Source organism: Cyanobium sp. LEGE 06143 (genome assembly GCF_015207535.1).
Lineage (GTDB): Bacteria > Cyanobacteriota > Cyanobacteriia > PCC-6307 > Cyanobiaceae > NIES-981.
On sequence record NZ_JADEWP010000034.1, the window covers coordinates 1 to 17,147 of the forward strand.

At 63.5% G+C, this 17,147-nt stretch carries 15 protein-coding genes; 7 read left to right on the top strand and 8 right to left on the bottom strand.

Annotated features, from left to right (window positions below):
* The coding region (locus IQ216_RS04125) for a DUF2062 domain-containing protein (protein ID WP_193814448.1) at window positions 1-327 on the top strand (327 nt) is incomplete at its 5' end.
* A 50-nt stretch (window positions 328-377) separates the two neighbouring features.
* Here IQ216_RS04125 and IQ216_RS04130 read toward each other — a convergent pair.
* Complete coding sequence (locus IQ216_RS04130) at window positions 378-566, bottom strand: hypothetical protein (RefSeq protein ID WP_186698089.1); 189 nt, start codon at window positions 564-566, stop codon at window positions 378-380.
* Window positions 567-693: 127 nt separating this feature from the next.
* Window positions 694-2,181: a YdiU family protein gene (locus tag IQ216_RS04135; RefSeq protein WP_193814449.1), complete on the bottom strand. Its 1,488-nt coding sequence runs from the start codon at window positions 2,179-2,181 to the stop codon at window positions 694-696.
* A gap of 836 nt (window positions 2,182-3,017) precedes the next feature.
* Here IQ216_RS04135 and IQ216_RS04140 point away from each other — a divergent pair.
* Both IQ216_RS04140 and IQ216_RS04145 read left to right on the top strand, forming a co-directional pair.
* Complete coding sequence (locus tag IQ216_RS04140) at window positions 3,018-3,839, top strand: hypothetical protein (protein ID WP_193814450.1); 822 nt, start codon at window positions 3,018-3,020, stop codon at window positions 3,837-3,839.
* A gap of 113 nt (window positions 3,840-3,952) precedes the next feature.
* A complete protein-coding gene (locus tag IQ216_RS04145) occupies window positions 3,953-5,077 on the top strand; it encodes a hypothetical protein (protein WP_193814451.1) in 1,125 nt (374 codons plus the stop codon).
* Window positions 5,078-5,214: 137 nt separating this feature from the next.
* Here the strand turns inward: IQ216_RS04145 and IQ216_RS04150 are convergent, their stop codons facing one another.
* Window positions 5,215-6,081, bottom strand: a complete 867-nt coding sequence (locus tag IQ216_RS04150) for a hypothetical protein (RefSeq protein WP_193814452.1) — start codon at window positions 6,079-6,081, stop codon at window positions 5,215-5,217.
* Window positions 6,082-6,712: 631 nt separating this feature from the next.
* The gene (locus IQ216_RS04155) at window positions 6,713-9,202 is read right to left on the bottom strand and encodes a bifunctional (p)ppGpp synthetase/guanosine-3',5'-bis(diphosphate) 3'-pyrophosphohydrolase (protein ID WP_228007120.1); all 2,490 of its coding nucleotides are present in this window, start codon (window positions 9,200-9,202) and stop codon (window positions 6,713-6,715) included.
* A gap of 84 nt (window positions 9,203-9,286) precedes the next feature.
* On the opposite strand from IQ216_RS04155, the gene IQ216_RS04160 reads away from it, so the two are divergent.
* The gene (locus IQ216_RS04160; RefSeq protein WP_193814453.1) at window positions 9,287-10,888 is read left to right on the top strand and encodes an ABC transporter ATP-binding protein; all 1,602 of its coding nucleotides are present in this window, start codon (window positions 9,287-9,289) and stop codon (window positions 10,886-10,888) included.
* 307 nt (window positions 10,889-11,195) lie between these two features.
* Entirely contained in the window at window positions 11,196-11,810 is a 615-nt protein-coding gene (locus IQ216_RS04165) for a heparin lyase I family protein (protein WP_193814454.1), read from the top strand.
* A 19-nt stretch (window positions 11,811-11,829) separates the two neighbouring features.
* Here the strand turns inward: IQ216_RS04165 and IQ216_RS04170 are convergent, their stop codons facing one another.
* From IQ216_RS04170 to IQ216_RS04180, 3 genes are all read right to left on the bottom strand, one after another.
* Entirely contained in the window at window positions 11,830-12,780 is a 951-nt protein-coding gene (locus IQ216_RS04170) for an RluA family pseudouridine synthase (protein ID WP_193814455.1), read from the bottom strand.
* A 70-nt stretch (window positions 12,781-12,850) separates the two neighbouring features.
* Complete coding sequence (gene ylqF / locus IQ216_RS04175) at window positions 12,851-13,771, bottom strand: ribosome biogenesis GTPase YlqF (RefSeq protein ID WP_193814456.1); 921 nt, start codon at window positions 13,769-13,771, stop codon at window positions 12,851-12,853.
* On the bottom strand, window positions 13,771-14,142 hold the full coding sequence (locus tag IQ216_RS04180) for a universal stress protein (protein ID WP_186698104.1): 372 nt from the start codon (window positions 14,140-14,142) through the stop codon (window positions 13,771-13,773). Before IQ216_RS04180 ends, ylqF begins: the two co-directional genes overlap by 1 nt.
* A 151-nt stretch (window positions 14,143-14,293) precedes the next feature.
* On the opposite strand from IQ216_RS04180, the gene pgk reads away from it, so the two are divergent.
* Window positions 14,294-15,499 carry a phosphoglycerate kinase gene (gene pgk / locus IQ216_RS04185; RefSeq protein ID WP_193814457.1) on the top strand — a complete coding sequence of 402 codons (1,206 nt, stop codon included), beginning with the start codon at window positions 14,294-14,296 and terminating at the stop codon, window positions 15,497-15,499.
* A gap of 87 nt (window positions 15,500-15,586) precedes the next feature.
* Window positions 15,587-16,492 (top strand): NAD(P)-dependent oxidoreductase, encoded by a 906-nt coding sequence (locus tag IQ216_RS04190; RefSeq protein ID WP_193814458.1) that lies wholly within the window; start codon window positions 15,587-15,589, stop codon window positions 16,490-16,492.
* A gap of 6 nt (window positions 16,493-16,498) precedes the next feature.
* Here IQ216_RS04190 and IQ216_RS04195 read toward each other — a convergent pair.
* A partial coding sequence (locus IQ216_RS04195; protein ID WP_193814459.1) for a hypothetical protein occupies window positions 16,499-17,147 on the bottom strand: 649 nt, incomplete at its 5' end.

Genomic DNA, 17,147 nt, shown 5'->3' on the forward strand with positions numbered 1-17,147 from the left:
GCCCTGGCGAGCCTGGTGCGGGGCAACCACCTGCTCGCCGCCGCGGGCACCTGGATCAGCAACCCCTTCACCTACCTGCCCCTCTACTGGCTCAACTTCAAGCTGGGAAGTGTGTTCCTGGGGCCGGGCCAGGGCTGGCCGGGCATGGAGAGCCTGCGCAGTGAGGCGATCTGGCAGCTGGGCTGGGCTATTGCGAGCCGCATGTTGCTGGGATCCCTGGTGGTGGGGCTCGCCGCCGGGCCCCTGGGCGGCTGGCTCTACTGGCGCTGGCTGCTGCAGGCAGGCGGCCAGGCTGATCCCCAAGTCCCACGGCCGCCCACAGGTTGATGCAGGCCCCGCCCATGAATCGGTTTCATGACTTCGCTCCAGGACGGGGATCAGGAATTGGCCAGGCCGGGAAACACCATCAGGTCGATGTGGCCACCGGTGGGATGGCGCCATTCGCGGAATTCCTCAGCCAGGGCCTGATGGTCTTCGCTGAGGCACTGATCCTGGAGATCCTGCAGGCGCTGATGCACCTGATCGAGGGTGTGGTCAATCAATTCGGCGGCCTGTTCAGATGTCATGGCCAGATGGGTGGTTGATGGACGAAAAATATCCTCATTTTGTAGACAACCTGCTTCGATTGAGCTGTAGCAGCAGACACACGGCCCGGGCGATGTGGCCGAATGCCCATGCTCAGAGCCACTCGAATCAGTCGTCCTTCACCACAGTGCGCGCCAGCCAGTCGTGGAAGGGTTGCCAGTCGTCGGCCTGATCAATCGCCTCCCAGAGCCTCTCAATCACTCGACGCACCGGGGTTTCGGGCAGGTTCCAGCGCTGCAGGCGATCGGCGATGGAGCTGGCCGCGCTGGCCGCGTCTGGGGAGTTGGCTTTGGTGTTGGCAGCCTGGTGGCTGCAGGCCCACCAGGCGTCGCGCCAGGCCAGCCAAGGCTGCCGGGGCGGCTGCGGGGCCCCCGCCAGGAAGGGCCCCAGCTCATCGGGTGTACTCGGCAGGCCTGCCTCTGCCACCCGCGCCGCCAGCCCCGCGAAGAAGGATCCGTAGCCCACGGGCCAGGCCGCCAGCAGTTGCAATGTGGCAGGCAGGGGATCCGGGGCTTCCCCCAGGCCATCTCCTTCCCCCCGCCATGCCGTTGGCAGCCCCAGCCGCCTGGCCATCAGCTGGCGGTAGTGGTGGTCGAAGGCCGGCGCGAAGCGCTCCAGGCGGGCCTCCAGCTCGGCCCGGGGCAGCAGCATCACCAGGGGCTCCTGCAGCAGGCGCAGGTTCTGGTGGGCGACTGCCGGTTGCTGGCCGTAGGCGTAGAGACCGGCGTGATCGAAGTAGGCCGCCGTGAAGTGCGGATCCCACCGGTCGAGGAAGGCGAAGGGGCCGTAGTCGAAGCTCTCTCCGGCCAGGGACATGTTGTCGGTGTTGAGCACCCCGTGGGTGAAGCCGGCGGCCATCCACTCGGCGCTGAGTCGGGCCACGCGCTCCACCAGCTCGCCGTAAAAGGCCAGCAGCCGCGTCTCCCCAGTCGCTTCGGCTGCGGCCACCTCGGGGTAATAGGTGATCACCACATGCTGCAGCAGCCGTTCCAGCTGTCGCGGCTGGCGTTGATGGAGCAGCCGCTCGCAAGTGCCGAAGCGCAGGTGGGTGCGGGCCAGGCGCACCATCACGGCGCTGCGCGTGGGAGAGGGCTCGTCGCCTCGGTACAGAGCCTCCCCGGTTTCCACCAGGCTGAGGCTGCGGCTGGTGGTCACGCCCAGACGCTGCAGCGCCTCGCCGGCGATCACCTCCCGCACGCCCCCCTTGAGGGTGAGGCGGCCATCGCCGCCGCGACTCCAGGGGGTGCTGCCGCTGCCCTTGGTGCCCAGGTCCTGCAGCTGGCCATGGCGGTCGCGCAGCTGGCCATAGAGAAAGCCGCGGCCATCGCCCAGAAAGGGGTTGTAGGTGCCGAACTGATGGCCGTGGTAGCGCAGGGCCAGCAGGGGTGTGCGCGCCTCGAAGCGCCCGTAGGCGGCCTCGATGTCGGCGTCGGAGACGCTGGCAGGATTGAGGCCGATTTGGTGTAACAGGGAGTCGTTGCGAAAGCGCAGCTGGGTGCGCGGGAACTGCGCTGCCTCCACCACGTCCCAGTAGTCAGCCCCGAGTCCTTCGAGCTGGGGCTCGAACGGCAGGGCGAGCAGGGGGTTGGGGCGCATTGCAACAAGCTTGAGCGGATTGACCCTAATGAGCAGGTCCCAAGGGACACTGGGTTGCCAACGAGGCAGGGGGAGCTTCAACGTCGGTGATCGATAAAGTCAAGAAGCGGGCGATCCTTGATGGAAGGCCATCTGCGCCCTCCATTCCACCAAGAACAAAGAGGGCAAGAGAGATCCTGAGATGTATGTTGCCGCCAAGGCAAAGTAGTGGTTCCATTACTCTGCAGATGGCTTGGCCTATGGGATGCGCTGCCGGATCGGCATTGAGAAGCTCTCAAGGAATGCGAGCCCGAAGTCTGGATTGCCACAGCCGGGGAGCACCTCCTACGGCTGGATGCTTTCGGAAGCAGCCTGCCTGATTCGATTGAAGAGGAGAAAGTGCCTTTCAATCCGAAGGAGGAGAATCCCTTCGGGTCAGCCAGTATCAGCTCGGACTTCGGAGGGGTCTATTCCTGCCGGGGCATCAGGAAAACGGCCTAAAGCTCAAGATACTCCTTGCATGGAGACGTCCATGAACCGTGCAAGACCACTGCTTCTTGTATGCTATCTAAAAGATCAGCGTGTCGGATAAAAGTGTACAACTGGAAAATCCTCTGGGCCCCAAAGGCAATCCAACAGGCCTGAGTACGAGGCCAGTGTAGACATTAGGGCCTTAAGTGGCTCGCATCTGTCTCATTGGTGAAAACAAGACTGGCCTTCTACAGATTGAGTACCTTTGTTAGAGTCCTATGATTGCAGGCGGCGTTCGTAGCTCACGCGCCTGCTTCAGCCTGGGCTGACGAATAACAGCTTTAGCCGGCATCAGCATCTTGGCCTCAAGCAGGCTCTCTACTATAATGATCACAATCTTTGCTCCTTGGGGCATGTCAGACAGGATTCTGGATCACTACACGGACCAGCCACCATCTCTGTCCAATACAATTGGCATCTTTAAAGGTGAGTGGAGCTCTGCCATACCAGGTTGTCCAGATGGTGGAAGAGCCCCGCTTTTTTCTGACCCACGCGCAGACTACTGGATCAAGAAAACAAATGAGTTGTTTGGCAGCTCGCTTACCTCAGAATCAATTAATGCACTCGAGCTGGGGCCGCTGGAGGGGGCACATTCCTATATGTTCTCCAATGCAGGCTGGAATGTTACTTCAATTGAAAGCAATTCCAGGGCGTTTCTAAAAACACTAATCATTTATAATGAATTCAATCTCCATGCCAAGGCGCTCTACGGTGATTTCATTCCTTATCTAAAGAATCCCAGCACGCCTCTATACAATTTTATTGCTGCCAGTGGCGTTCTCTATCATATGAAAAATCCCTTGGAGACAATTGACCTCATCCTGTCTAAATGTCTATCTGTGGGAATATGGACTCACTTCTATGATGAGTCATTGACAAGTCTTTGGCCTAATCGATGGAGCCAAATCGAACTCAGTGCAGGTGGCACAACTTACCCGGCATTTAAGCAATTCTATGGTCAAGGACAAAAAGATCAATCGTTCTGTGGCGGTGGTCAAGAGTATTCGATATGGGTTCAAAAAGACGACATCCTAACTCGCTTAAGCGATCATGGTTTTGACATAGATATACATTCCTGTCAAATGGATCATCCCAATGGACCTTGCATGACTCTATTTGCGCACTCGAAGAACAAGTCTCCCCAGTAATGCTTACCACTTTTCATATTCAGCCAACACTTCTGGTAGCGAGAAAGAGCCCCAACCGAACTGAACGATATTTGATTAGATCGTAATCCGATTAAGAACCTACTCATCCAATAATGAAGCAGATCTACCTCCATATTGGTCATGGCAAAACCGGAACCTCGGCGTTCCAGGCATTGATGGCACAATCTCAGAAGATGCTTCTTTGTGCAGGCATACTGTATAAAGAGCATCCCAGCTTTTCTAATGCGGTCCGATCACGGATAAGTTCTGGCAACATTGATCCGAGTGACACGAATAATTGGTTTGACACTCAGGTCTTGGCGACCGTGAGGAACAATCAGAATTACGATAAGTATGTCTTTTCCTGTGAGAATGCTTTCCACTATATGAATAGTGTTTACGCGGCTCTCGACGATAATAAGGATAACTTTAACTTGCACGTGATTCTAGCTGTCCGCAATCCAGGAGATATGCTCTCATCTGAATACCATCAATTGGTTAAGCGTGACGGGTTGTTCATTTCATACGAGGCCTTTCTAGAGCGCACTAGCTATAGATGCAAGCATGCTTTCAGAGCTCTCGAGATTATTGAACAGCTCGAGAGCAAGGAGATTTCCTTCTCTCTATTAAACTTTTCGAATTTAGGCTATGCAATTACCCGAAGAATCTCTGAAATCATTGGCATAGATACTCTAGTCGATACTCAAAAATTTACAACTATGAGAGTAAACCGGTCGATGTCTGTTTCAGAGTTGCAGGCTCTCGTTCTTGTCAATCGACTCTATGGCAAGTTCGCGGGCACCAAGCTATCAGATGCATTGGTTAACTCACTCCCAGATATTAAGTCTGACCCTTTGTTGCCATCGGCTTCGTCAAGCAAGAAGATTGCTGATGAAATGAAACCGATCATCCATGCGATTAATCGAAGATTGCCTCTGTCTTCCCCACTTGTAGTCACCAGCGATGTTGAGATAGAATCGAATTTGATCTGTCCCCTCGATGATTCTCAGGTTGCCATCATTAAGAGTGCTATTTCTGAGCTGAGTCAAAGTGAAGATCGCGCTTGGCGGGCAAAGAGATCAAGTCTTCTCATGAAGACAGCAAATAAGATCTTGGGAAAAGAGCCACTCGGGGTTCGTGTTGCTTTCAGACTGATGAAGCTTGCTCAGCATCTGCAGCCTTCAAGTCAGCCCATAAGAGAAAAGACTCGCAGGCTAAGAAGAATGATTAGGCGGTGACTCAATATCAGCCCTAGAAGTTCCTGTCATAGACTATTTGACTAGGATGCTTTTCTTGTAGAGTTTCGAAGAGACTCTGACTTAGAGCAAGGTAGTCTCGCTCTCTCCAATTATTGAGGTGGTCTGGCTCGAAAACATCATGCTTTTGATAGAATACATCCAAACTCGGCGCCTAGACAGAATACTCTAACGTTCAACTGAGGTAAATATCCTAGTATGGAGAGGTTCAATACGATGTTCTTTAGTGACGCCGGGGTAAATTGCCAACAATGAACATCAACATAGGATTTGGAGGCGTATTCGTTCATAGCTGCATCAATGCACCTTCTCATGGCCGTTGTAGCATTGCTGAAGGGGTTGAGGGCTTCTTGATACTGGTGACGGCTGAAGCATCTCGTTTCAAGTACTGAACGCAAACCAGGTCTTGACCTGTGCTCTAGATGGGCAACTATGACTTCAAGATAAGTAGATTCTGGAATAAAGTGATCGAAGCAATACGATTTATGTGGCGCAGTAAATGCGTAGTGCCCGGAGTCCTCTAAGGCTGAAAGCACATTGATGAAATGTGCTATTAAGTCGGGCTGATGCTCTACACAGTGATGAGAGATTATGGCTTCATATTTACTGGTAATCCGAGGAAAGCCATTCGCCAGGCAATAGTCAATGTGGGGAACTTTGTCGGGATTCCTGTTTAGAGCGTGACTTGCACGAGTTCGAAGTTCGTCGGTGCTAAAGTAGTCGGCGTATTCAATCTCTACTCCAGGCTTTCTAAACCTTTCAAGCGATGGCTTATCAAATGGCCCGATTTCAAGCATCCTTTGGCAGTGGCCAAGGGACTTGTCCATGAATTGCGTCCGATTACTGATTTCGCTTGCAATTCTGTTGGCAGCTAGACCATGATCTTCCCAATGCTGCCTAAGTGCCTTTGTTCTGAGGTCAGGCAAGTCTGGATTGCACTTTCGATACTGTCTTGCGTTGAATTCCTGGGGGATGGCGTCGTGCATCGGAATCGTTCCAAAACTAATTGCTGAGTAGGTAGCAAGAGTCTAGCCTGAGCAGAGTTCAACTCAACGTGTTCCCCAAACTTTAGAATCTGTTCAAAAGCCTGCCTGATGGTGTGTTCTTGGCGTGTGTGCCCCCCTAGAACTCATGGGAACTGAACTATTGGTGGCGCTCATGTTAGCTTGGCAAATGGCTTTCTGGAGATTTTAGCTGTATCCTCTTTTCGTGAAGGAATTGCATTTCTTTCCTAACAGCGCGCCTCCTTGGGGGCTGGGGCTGGCGAAAATCCCTGCACCAGCAGGACTGAATAGCATCTACAGAGATGGCACCCCCGTGGCTTAATGTCTGCTGCCGAGTGGTTCTCCGGCAAACTCTCTTCTGGTTTCTGGTTGGCAGACAGCACCGGAAAGCTAATTTCGTTTAGCAAGTATGCCCAGTTCTTCTGGGGCATGGCTGTCGAGCTCCCAAACTCATCAGCCACATAGAATGACCATGGGCCCGAATATTCGGACCAGTGGCACTCCACTGGCTCTCTACTGCTCCTGGTGAGTTGCATGTTGATGTTCCGCATGGACGGAGTTTGGCCTGCTTGAAGAACTCCTAAAACTCCTAGGGACTAAGGCCTCTGCCGGGTCAGCCGATCCCTGTCCGACAGATGTCGAGAACATCCGCCATCGAGGCGATCTGGTTGATGGTGCCGCTGAGCTGGTGGGCACCGCTGAGTTCCACCCGCAGTTCGATGCGGGCCGGCTTGCCAGGGGTGGTGCGCACCCGGGCGTCGCTCACGTTGATGCGGTGGTCGGAGAGGCGCATCAGGATGTCCTTGAGCACGCCCACCCGATCGAGCACCTCGATGCGCAGCTGCACCGGATAGCGGCGCTTCTCCTGGTCGGAGGTGGGGTTCCAGCGCACGGGTAGGCGGCGCTCGGGCGGCACCTGCTGCACATTGGCGCAGTCCTGGCGGTGAATTGTGATGCCGTGGTTGCCGAGGGCCACCGCCGCCAGAATCGCTTCCCCCGGCAGGGGACTGCAGCAACCGCCGAGCCGGTAGTCGAGGCCCTCAAGCCCCAGGATGGCGCTGGAGGCTCCGGGGCCGATCGGGCTCGCCGTGGCGGTAGGCGGGCCGGCCTGGGTTTTCACGGAGCGGGCCAGTTCCTCGTTGCTGAGCACCGGGGCGGCAGCGCTGTTGGCGAGGCGCAGCTCCTCGCGCAGGCGGTTGAGCACCTGGTGCAGGGTCACCCCGCCGAAGCCGAGGTTGGCGAGCAGGTCGTCGGTGCTGATCAGGTTGCAGCGGCGGGCCACCTTGGCCATCGCCTCGCCGTTGAGCAGGGCATCGAAGCCCTCACGGCCCAGCTCCCGCTCCAGCATCTCGGTGCCGCGCTGAATGTTGGCCTCGCGGTGGCTCTTCTTGTACCAGGCCCGGATCCGGTTGCGGGCCGTGGGGGTGGCCACGAAGTTGAGCCAGTCGAGGCTCGGGTGGGCCGCCTTGGCGGTGAGGATCTGCACAAAGTCGCCGTTCTGCAGCGGCGTGGCCAGGGGGCTGAGGCGGTCGTTGATGCGTGCCCCCTGGCAGTGGTTTCCCACCTCGGAGTGAATGCGGAAGGCAAAATCCACCGCCGTGGATCCCTTGCGCAGGCCCACCACATCGCCATTGGGGGTGAACACGAACACCTCCTCATCGAAGAGGTCTTCCTTGATCGAGGCCAGGTAGTCGTTGCTGTCCTGGGCGCCACCATCTTTTTGCCAGTCCACCAGCTGGCGCAGCCAGTTGAAGCGCTCGGCGTCGTTGCCGAGGGCAGCAGGTGAACCGCCTTCTTTGTATTTCCAGTGGGCAGCGATGCCGTATTCCGCCACCTGGTGCATCTCGGCAGTGCGGATCTGCACCTCGATCGGCCGATGGCGGCCGATTACCGCCGTGTGCAACGACTGGTAGCCATTCGGTTTCGGCAGGCCGATGTAGTCCTTGAATCGTCCGGGGATCGGCCGGAAGGTGTCGTGCACCACCGCCAGGGAGCGGTAGCAGCCATCGAGGCTGGGGCAGAGAATGCGCAGGGCGGCCACGTCGTAGATCTCGTGGAAGGCCTTCTGCTGGCGCTGCATCTTGCTCCAGATGCCATAGAGGTGCTTGGGTCGGCCGCTCACCTCGCAGGCCGAGAGCCCCACGGCGGCGAGCTTGTCGCGCAGCAACTGCACCGTGACCTGCAGCCGCTCCTCGCGCTCACTGCGCTTGGTGGCCACCTGCAGCTGCACGTCGCGATACGCCTCGGGCTCCAGGATCTTGAAGGCCAGATCCTCCAGTTCCCACTTGAGCCGGCCGATGCCGAGCCTGTTGGCCAGGGGGGCGTAGATCTCGCGGGTCTCGCGGGCGATGCGCAGCTGCTTCTCGGGTTTCAGCGCCCCGAGGGTGCGCATGTTGTGCAGCCGGTCGGCCAGTTTCACCAGCACGACGCGGATGTCGCTGGCCATGGCCAGGAACATCCGCCGCAGGTTCTCGGCCTGGGCCTCGGTTTTGTTGGTGAAGTGGATGCCGCCCAGCTTGGTCACGCCCTCCACCAGGGCGCGCACCTCGCCGCCGAAGTGCTGTTCGAGCTCCTCGGGGGTGACCTCGGTGTCCTCCACCACGTCGTGGAGGAAGCCGGCGGCGATCACGCTGGCGCTGGCGCCGATGTCCCGCAGCAGATCCGCCACCGCGATCGGGTGCACGATGTAGGGATCGCCGCAGGCCCGGTACTGGCCCTCGTGGAGCTGGTAGGCGAAATCAAAGGCGGAGGCCAGCAGGGCCTCGGCGTCGGTGGGGCACGACTCGCCGTCGCCGGGAGGGGCGTGCATGATGCAGTGCTGGAGCCACTCCGGCAGCGGCACGCCGTAGTCGTCCGGACTGTGGATCGGGCGTGGCTTGGGGAGGGCCCGGGCCGCCGGAGGCCCGATGGCGAGGTCGAGGCATGGGGCCGTCCCAAGGCTCTCCAGGCTGGTCTGCAGCCCTGACGGACGCTTGGACTGCTCTGGCGGGTCGGCAGTCACTGCAGGGGTTTCCAGACCACCCACAGCCGGGTGATCCGTCTCTGGGCCCGGGGCGTCGGTGCGCTCCAGCGGGGGGTTCAGATCGTAAACCGCGCGGAGCATGCAACCTTGCGGACTGCACCAATCGTAGGCAGGTGCAGCCCGATCAGGACCAGTCTCGGCGTCAACGGATCCAAGCTGGGGGCCATGACTGAGCCCGTGCTGTGTTTCAAGGACCTGGTGGTCCGCTATCCGGGCGCGCCGAGCCCCACCCTCGACGGCCTGGTCCTGGAGCTGCATCCCGGCCAGACCCTCGCCCTGGTGGGCCCCTCCGGCTGTGGCAAGAGCACCGTGGCCAGGGCGGCCCTGCAGCTGCTGCCCGAGGGCAGCCAGTGCAGCGGCAGCCTCAGCCTCGGCGGCCTGGATCCGCGCCAGCTGGGCCGGGCCGCCCTGCGCCGCCTGCGTGGCGAAGCGGTGGGCCTGGTGTTCCAGGATCCGATGACGCGGCTCAATCCGCTGCTGACGGTGGGGGATCACCTCACCGACACCCTGGCGGCCCATCGCCCCGGCTGGAGGCGGCGCGCCCTGCGGCAGCGGGCTGAGGACCTGCTGCAGCGGGTGGGCATCAGCGCGGAGCGCTTTGACAACTATCCCCATACCTTCAGCGGCGGCATGCGCCAGCGGCTGGCCATTGCCCTGGCCATGGCGCTGCGACCGCCTCTGGTGATCGCCGATGAACCCACCACCAGCCTCGATGTGGCCGTGGCCGGCCAGGTGATGGCCGAGCTCACCCAGCTCTGCCGCGAGGCCGGCAGCGCCCTGCTGCTGATCAGCCACGACCTGGCCATGGCCGGGCGCTGGTGTGACCAGATCGCCGTGCTCGACCAGGGCCGCCTGATCGAGCAGGCTCCAGCGAGGCAGCTGCTGCTGGAGCCGCAGGCGCCGCTGAGTCAGCGGCTCGTGGCCCGCGCCCGCGAGCGGGAGGCGGCGGGCGCCCATCCACCGGGTGAGCGGCAGCGGCTGCTGGAGATCGAGGCTCTGCGCTGCTGGCATCCGTTGCCCTCGGCCCCCTGGCGGCCCCGCTGGCTCAAGGCCGTCGATGGGGTGAGCCTGGAGGTGAGCCGCGGCGAAACCGTGGGGATCGTTGGGGCCTCCGGCTGTGGCAAGAGCACCCTCTGCCGGGCCCTGATGGGCCTCACCGCCGTGCGGGGCGGGGCGGTGCGCCTGGATGGCATCGACCTGCGGCAGTTGCGCGGCGAGGCACTGCGGCAGGCCCGCCGCGGCCTCCAGATGGTGTTCCAGGACCCCCTCGCCTGCCTCAATCCCCAGATGACGGTGGCTGACGCCGTGGCCGATCCCCTGCGCATCCACGGCCTGGCCAGCCGGCCGGCGGCCCGGCAGCGGGCCCGGGAGCTGCTGGCGGCGGTGGGCCTGAACCCGCCAGAGGCGTTCGAGCAGAGGCTGCCCCGCCAGCTCTCCGGTGGTCAGCAGCAGCGGGTGGCCATCGCCCGGGCGTTGATTCTGGAGCCCAGGGTGCTGCTCTGCGACGAGAGCGTGAGCATGCTCGATGCCGAGGTGCAGGCCGATGTGCTGGCCCTGCTGCGGGATCTGCAGCAGCGGCTTGGGCTGGGTCTGCTGTTCGTGACCCACGACCTCTCGGTGGCCGGCGGCTTCTGCCACCGGGTGATCGTGCTGGAGGGCGGCAGGATCGTGGAGCAGGGCCCGGGGGCAGAGCTGCTGCGTCATCCCCAGGCTGCCATCACCCGCACCCTGGTGGAGGCCTGCCCGCGGCTGCCCCAGCCCGCCTGAGCGGGGGGCTGGTCCGGAGATCGAAATGTGCACTTGCAGCACCCGGCCAAGAGCCACAATCTGCAACCACTCTTCATCTGGCTGAGGGAGGCAAGCCCCAGCCGCCCATCCCATGCGGAAGCGGAACAGAAAGGGCCGGCCAACCTGGCGGGCGGGCCGCAGTATCCGCGTACCTAAAGCCACCACCATTCGCCTCACCGGTGATGGACGCGTTTTCAATCGCCACCCCACAGCCCGGAAGGTCGCGTTAGGGCCAAGCGCCCGTCTGGGTAGCGGCGGCAACTACAGCGAAGCAGGCTCCCCTGATTTGCTTGGCAAATACCAGGGGGCCTTCTCGCCAGTGAGCCTGCGCGAGGAAGGTAGTAACCGCTTTCTGAGCTTCAGCGTGAACGGCCGGGGGAATGGTCAGAAGGATCGCGCTGAGCTCACTCAGCAGGGGTATTTCAAGGCTGGGAGAGCGCTCCAGGCCAACTTCAGGATGCGCATTCCCAAGGGCAGTGGGGTGTCCGACAACTCTTACTACCTGATGCAACTCTGGCAGCTGGGCGGTAAGAACCCGTTTGTGGGCCTCCGCATGCGCAGGGGGGAATCCCACAAGGTGGACTTCATTACCAAGACCGTGAAAGGCGGCTCCCGCCAACTCAACAAGGTGGCCCCCTTCAGCTTTGTGCCGGGGCAGTGGCACAACTTCCAGATGCGCTTCCGCTTTCGTCCCAGGCGCAACAGCACGATGCGTGTGGTCGCTGACGGTCGCCAGATCGGCAGCTGGAGGGGCCGGGCAGGAACACCCAATGTGCAGCCGATCCCCAACCGCGGCCCCACCCCTTACTACCGCTTCAAGTTCGGGATCTACAAGCGCAACGAGCCCAGCGCCGGCACGTTCACCACCCACTTCGACGACATGCTGGTGGGAACGCTCTGAGCCGAGGCGGAGACCCCTTTCAGCGCAGCCTGCCCCGCAGCTGCTCCAGCAGCCGCTCGAACGCCGCTGGCAGGGGTGCCTCACACACCAGGCGTTCGCGGCTGATCGGGTGATCCAGGCTCAGTTGCACGGCGTGCAGGGCCTGCCCCGGCAGGGCCACGGGCAGGCGCCGGCAACGGGAGTAGGCGGGGTCGCCCACGATCGGATGGCCGATGTGGGCGGCATGCACCCGGATCTGGTGGGTGCGGCCGGTGTCGAGCTGGAAGCGCAGCAGTGCGAAATCCCCCAGCCGCTCCTGCACCGACCAGTGGGTGCAGGCGTGCCGGCCGCTGGCGTCGCTCACCACGGCGTACTTCTTGCGATCCACCGGATGGCGGCCGATCGCGCCGATCACGGTGCCGTGGTCGGCCCGGGGTTGGCCATGCACCACGCCGAGGTAGTGGCGGGAGGCGATGCGCTTCTGGATCTGCACCTGCAGCTTCACCAGGGCCTCCTGGCTCTTGGCCACCACGATGCAGCCGGTGGTGTCCTTGTCGAGCCGGTGCACGATGCCGGGCCGCAGTTCGCCGCCGATGCCGGGCAGGTCGGGGCAGTGGTGCAGCAGGCCGTTCACCAGGGTGCCGTCCCTGTTGCCCGGCGCCGGATGCACCGTGAGGCCGGCCGGCTTGTTGAGCACGATCAGGTGGGCATCCTCGTAAAGCACATCGAGGGGCATCTCCTGGGCCACCAGGTAGGGCAGCGGCTCCGGTGGTGGCATCCAGAGCTCCACGTGATCGCCCAGCCGCAGGGGGGTCTTGGCCCGTCCGGTGATCCCATTCACCCGCACGTAGCCCGCTTCGATGAACTTCTGGATCCGGGCCCGGCTCTGCTCCGGCCGCTGCGCCACCAGCCAGCGATCCAGCCGCATCGGCAGCGGCTTCGGATAGGAGAGCGTCAGCAGCTCGCCTGCTCCCTCGCCGAACGCGGCCATCAGCAACGCCTCCTCTTCGCTGGGTGAATCGGCTCTGCCCGCATCGGCTCTGCCCGCATCGGCTCTGCGCTCATGCCAGCGGTGCCGCCGGCAGCTCCAGGGCCAGGGCCCCGAGCCTGGAGCAGCGGAAGTCATCCAGCAGCTTGGTGGCCATGCGCAGGCTGTCGCCGCTGGTGTGCCGCCCGGCGGCGGCCTGCAGCCAGCCCTCCACATCGGGACCCCCGGAGGGGAGGTCGGCCTGGGCCAGGCCATAGCGGCGCAGCAGCAGATCCCGCGGCACTCCGGAGGCCGGCACCGCCTGCAAGAGCACCAGCAACTGCAGGAAGGCGAGGGCGGCCGCCTCGTTGTCGTAGGCCGCCTGGCCGATGTCGTCGCAGAGGGCCAGCCGCAGGGCCAGCTGCTGGTCATCCAGCCGGGGCGGCAGCACGCCGGGGGCATCGAGCAGGTCGAGGTCCTGGCCCAGCCGCACCCAGCGCAGGCTGCGGGTGACGCCGGCCCGGCGGGCACTGTCCACCACCTTCTGGCGCACCAGCCGGTTGATCAGGGCCGACTTGCCCACATTGGGGAAGCCCAGCATCAGCGCCCGCACCGGCCGCGGCCGCATGCCCCGACCCAGGCGGCGGGCGTTGAGGGCGGCGCCCGCCCGGATGGCGGCCTGCTGCAGCTGCTTCACGCCGGTGCCCACCTTGGCGTCACACCACCACACCACCTGCCCCTGGCGCTTGAACCAGGCGCTCCACTCGTCCCGGGCGGCCCTGGGGATCATGTCCACCCGGTTGAGGGCCAGCAGGTGGTGCTTGCTGCCGATCCAGCGCTGCAGGCGGGGATGGCCCGTGGCCAGGGGGATGCGGGCATCCCGCACCTCGATCACCAGGTCCACCTTGGCGAGCGCCTCGGCCAGGGCCTTTTCCGCCTTGGCGATGTGGCCCGGATACCACTGGATCGCCGGCGCGTTGACGCTGAGCTGGATGGTCTGGGGCTGGGGGGGCATCAGGGCACCACCAGCACCGGACACGGCGCCAGCTGGATCACCCGGGCCGCGGTGCTCTGTTGATCGCTCTCGATGGAGATGCCACGGGTGCCCATCACGATCACATCGGCATTGATCTCATCGGCCACATCGCCGATCACGAAGGCGGGCTTGCCCTCCCGCTCCACCAGCTCACAGGCCACCCCCTGCTGCTCGAAGCTCTGGCGCGCCTCCTGCAGCAGGGCGGCCACCGCGGCCGGGTCGTCGTCGGGCTCCACCACGGAGAGCAGCACCAGGCGGCTGCTGTGCTGCTGTGCCAGCTGCAGGGCCACGGCGGCGGTGTCGAGAGCCTGGCGGCTGCGATCGATCGGGAAGAGAACGGTGTCGAACATGGGTCGATGCCCCAGTGGCGTCAGTCTGGAGCGCGGCGCCCCCGGCGGCCATCCAGATCCCAGCGGCTGGTCAGATCGGCCGTCCGGGTGGTAGAGGGGGGCTGGGAGCTAAGCTCCCGCCCGTTTATCCCTACCCCTACCCGCGCACTCCATGGCGAAGCGATCCCTGGCCAGCCTCTCTGCCGACGACCTGCGCGGCAAGCGCGTGCTGGTGCGGGTCGACTTCAACGTACCGCTGGATGACGCCGGCGCCATCACCGACGACACCCGCATCCGGGCCGCCCTGCCCACCATCAACGCCCTCACCGGCAAGGGCGCCAAGGTGATCCTGGCGGCCCACTTCGGCCGGCCCAAGGGCCAGGTGAACGAGGCCATGCGCCTCACCCCGGTGGCCGCCCGCCTGGCTGAGCTGCTGGGCCAGCCGGTGCTGAAAACCGAGAGCTGCATCGGCCCCGACGCCGAGGCCAAGGTGGCCGCCATGGCCGATGGCGATGTGGTGTTGCTGGAGAACGTGCGCTTCTTCGCCGAGGAAGAGAAGAACGATCCTGGCTTCGCCGCCAAGCTCGCCGCCCTGGCTGATGTCTATGTGAACGACGCCTTCGGCGCCGCCCACCGTGCCCACGCCTCCACCGAAGGGGTCACCAAGGCCCTCAGTCCCAGCGTGGCCGGCTACCTGATGGAGAAGGAGCTGCAGTACCTGCAGGGCGCCATCGACGAACCCAAGCGCCCCCTGGCGGCGATCGTGGGCGGCTCCAAGGTGAGCAGCAAGATCGGCGTGCTCGAGGCCCTGATCGACAAGTGCGACAAGGTGCTGATCGGCGGTGGCATGATCTTCACCTTCTACAAGGCCCGGGGCCTGGCGGTGGGCAAGAGCCTGGTGGAGGAGGACAAGCTGGAGCTCGCCAAGGAGCTGGAGGCCAAGGCGGCCGCCAAGGGGGTGCAGCTGCTGCTGCCCACCGATGTGGTGCTGGCCGATGCCTTCGCCTCCGACGCCAACAGCCAGACCACCCCGATCGACGCCATCCCCGACGGCTGGATGGGCCTCGACATCGGTCCCGATGCCCTCAAGGCCTTCCAGGCGGCCCTTTCCGACTGTCAGACTGTGATCTGGAACGGCCCCATGGGCGTGTTCGAGTTCGACCAGTTCGCCGCCGGCACCAACGGCATCGCCCACACCCTGGCCGACCTCAGCGCCAAGGGCTGCTGCACGATCATCGGCGGCGGCGACTCCGTGGCCGCCGTGGAGAAGGTGGGTGTGGCCGACAAGATGAGCCACATCTCCACCGGCGGCGGCGCCAGCCTGGAGCTGCTGGAGGGCAAGGTGCTGCCGGGGGTGGCTGCCCTTGACGAGGTCTGAGGCCGTGGCTTGAGGTCAGGGGGCTTCGCTGAGGTGGGGTGGCCCGGGACCTTTCCCCAGCCAGATCGCTCCGAGGCTGCGCTCCCGATGACCCAATCGTTGACAGACCCGATCAACCCGCCGCCATCAGCCCCGAGCGTGGGCTTCCTGGGGCTGGGGGCACTCGGTGCCCCCATGGCCACCAATCTGCTGGCCGCCGGCTACCCCTTGCAGGTTCACAACCGCAGCCGCGCCAGGCAGGAGCCGCTTGTGGCCGCTGGGGCCCGCTCAGCCAGCAGTCCGGCAGAAGCAGCGGCGGGCGCCGATCTGCTCTGCATCTGCGTGAGCGATGGGTCTGCGGTGGAGGCGGTGCTCTTCGGCCCCGCCGGGGCGATCGAAGGGCTGCGGCCCGGATCCCTGGTGATCGACTTCTCCACGATCGCCCCGGCCAGCAGCCGCCAGCTGGCCGCCCGCTTGGCCGACCACGGCATGGCCTACCTGGATGCCCCCGTGACCGGCGGTACCAAGGGGGCCGCCGCCGGAACCCTCTCGGTGCTGGTAGGGGCGGCGCCGCACGACCTGAAGCGGGCCAGGCCCGTGCTGGAAGTGGTGGGGCAGCGCATCAGCCACTTCGGGCCCGTGGGGGCGGGTCAGCAGGCCAAGGCCGTGAACCAGGTGCTGGTGGCGGGCAGCTACGGGGCCGTCGCCGAGGCGATGGCGCTGGGCAGTCGCCTGGGGCTGCCCATGCCCCAGGTGGTGGAAGCCCTGAAGCTGGGAGCGGCCGGCTCCTGGGCCCTGGAGCACCGCGCCGACCAGATGCTGGAGGGGCACTACCCCCTGGGCTTCCGGCTGGCGCTGCATCGCAAGGATCTCGCCATTGCCCTGGAGGCTGCCGCCGCCGTGGATCTCTCCCTGCCCATGGCCGAGCAGGTGGCCGCCATCGAAGATGCCCTGATCGCCCGGGGCCACGGCGACGACGACGTTTCAGCTCTGGCCCGTTGGTTCAGGGAGTGAGTGGGTTCAGAGGGTGAGCTGGGCCCGATCCGCCACCACCCGCACCCGCTTGGTGGCGCTCACGATCCCCTTCGGGTGCACCATCAGCACGGCCCAGGTCTGCTCCCCGGGTGTGTAAGGGGCCTGCACCGTCTTGAACAGGCCGCCGCCGCCGAGGGCCCCGAGCTGCAGGGTGGGGCTGTCCTGGGTGGCCACATCCTGGGGGCTGAGGGCCACGATGCCGCCCGCGGCAATCGCTCCATCCAGGGGCTCGTCAAAGATCACGTCCACGTCGTAGCGCTGGCCGGTGAGCACCGCATCGGGGATCAGCAGGCTCACGGGCAGGGGGGCATCGCCGCTGCGCAGCACCGATTGCTCGTTGATCACGGTCTGGCCGGTGATGCGGCGGCCGTCAGTCTCGAGGGCGAGCCGCTGTTCCGCCTCAAGGCGGTAGGTGGTGGGCCCGTCGGTGCGGCTGCCGCTCACCTGCAGTTTCACCGTGGCGCGGCCGTCCCGCAGGGCTTCGCCAGGAGTCAGGGTCCAGCGGGCATCGGGGAACTGGCGCAGCAGGGTGTTGCGGCGGCGCACCACATCGGCCGGGTCCAGGTCGGGGCCACCCTTGAGCAGGGCTTCCAGATCTCCCTGGCCATTGAGGGCGGCCTGGAGGCTCTGGAAC

Excerpts from the sequence above, each read along its gene's own strand:
- IQ216_RS04150 (WP_193814452.1), bottom strand. The coding sequence starts at position 6,081 with ATGCACGACGCCATCCCCCAGGAATTCAACGCAAGACAGTATCGAAAG.
- IQ216_RS04155 (WP_228007120.1), bottom strand. The coding sequence starts at position 9,202 with ATGCTCCGCGCGGTTTACGATCTGAACCCCCCGCTGGAGCGCACCGAC.
- IQ216_RS04135 (WP_193814449.1), bottom strand. The coding sequence starts at position 2,181 with ATGCGCCCCAACCCCCTGCTCGCCCTGCCGTTCGAGCCCCAGCTCGAA.
- IQ216_RS04140 (WP_193814450.1), top strand. The coding sequence starts at position 3,018 with ATGATCACAATCTTTGCTCCTTGGGGCATGTCAGACAGGATTCTGGAT.
- IQ216_RS04130 (WP_186698089.1), bottom strand. The coding sequence starts at position 566 with ATGACATCTGAACAGGCCGCCGAATTGATTGACCACACCCTCGATCAG.
- IQ216_RS04180 (WP_186698104.1), bottom strand. The coding sequence starts at position 14,142 with ATGTTCGACACCGTTCTCTTCCCGATCGATCGCAGCCGCCAGGCTCTC.
- ylqF (WP_193814456.1), bottom strand. The coding sequence starts at position 13,771 with ATGCCCCCCCAGCCCCAGACCATCCAGCTCAGCGTCAACGCGCCGGCG.
- IQ216_RS04170 (WP_193814455.1), bottom strand. The coding sequence starts at position 12,780 with ATGGCCGCGTTCGGCGAGGGAGCAGGCGAGCTGCTGACGCTCTCCTAT.
- IQ216_RS04160 (WP_193814453.1), top strand. The coding sequence starts at position 9,287 with ATGACTGAGCCCGTGCTGTGTTTCAAGGACCTGGTGGTCCGCTATCCG.
- IQ216_RS04145 (WP_193814451.1), top strand. The coding sequence starts at position 3,953 with ATGAAGCAGATCTACCTCCATATTGGTCATGGCAAAACCGGAACCTCG.
- pgk (WP_193814457.1), top strand. The coding sequence starts at position 14,294 with ATGGCGAAGCGATCCCTGGCCAGCCTCTCTGCCGACGACCTGCGCGGC.
- IQ216_RS04190 (WP_193814458.1), top strand. The coding sequence starts at position 15,587 with ATGACCCAATCGTTGACAGACCCGATCAACCCGCCGCCATCAGCCCCG.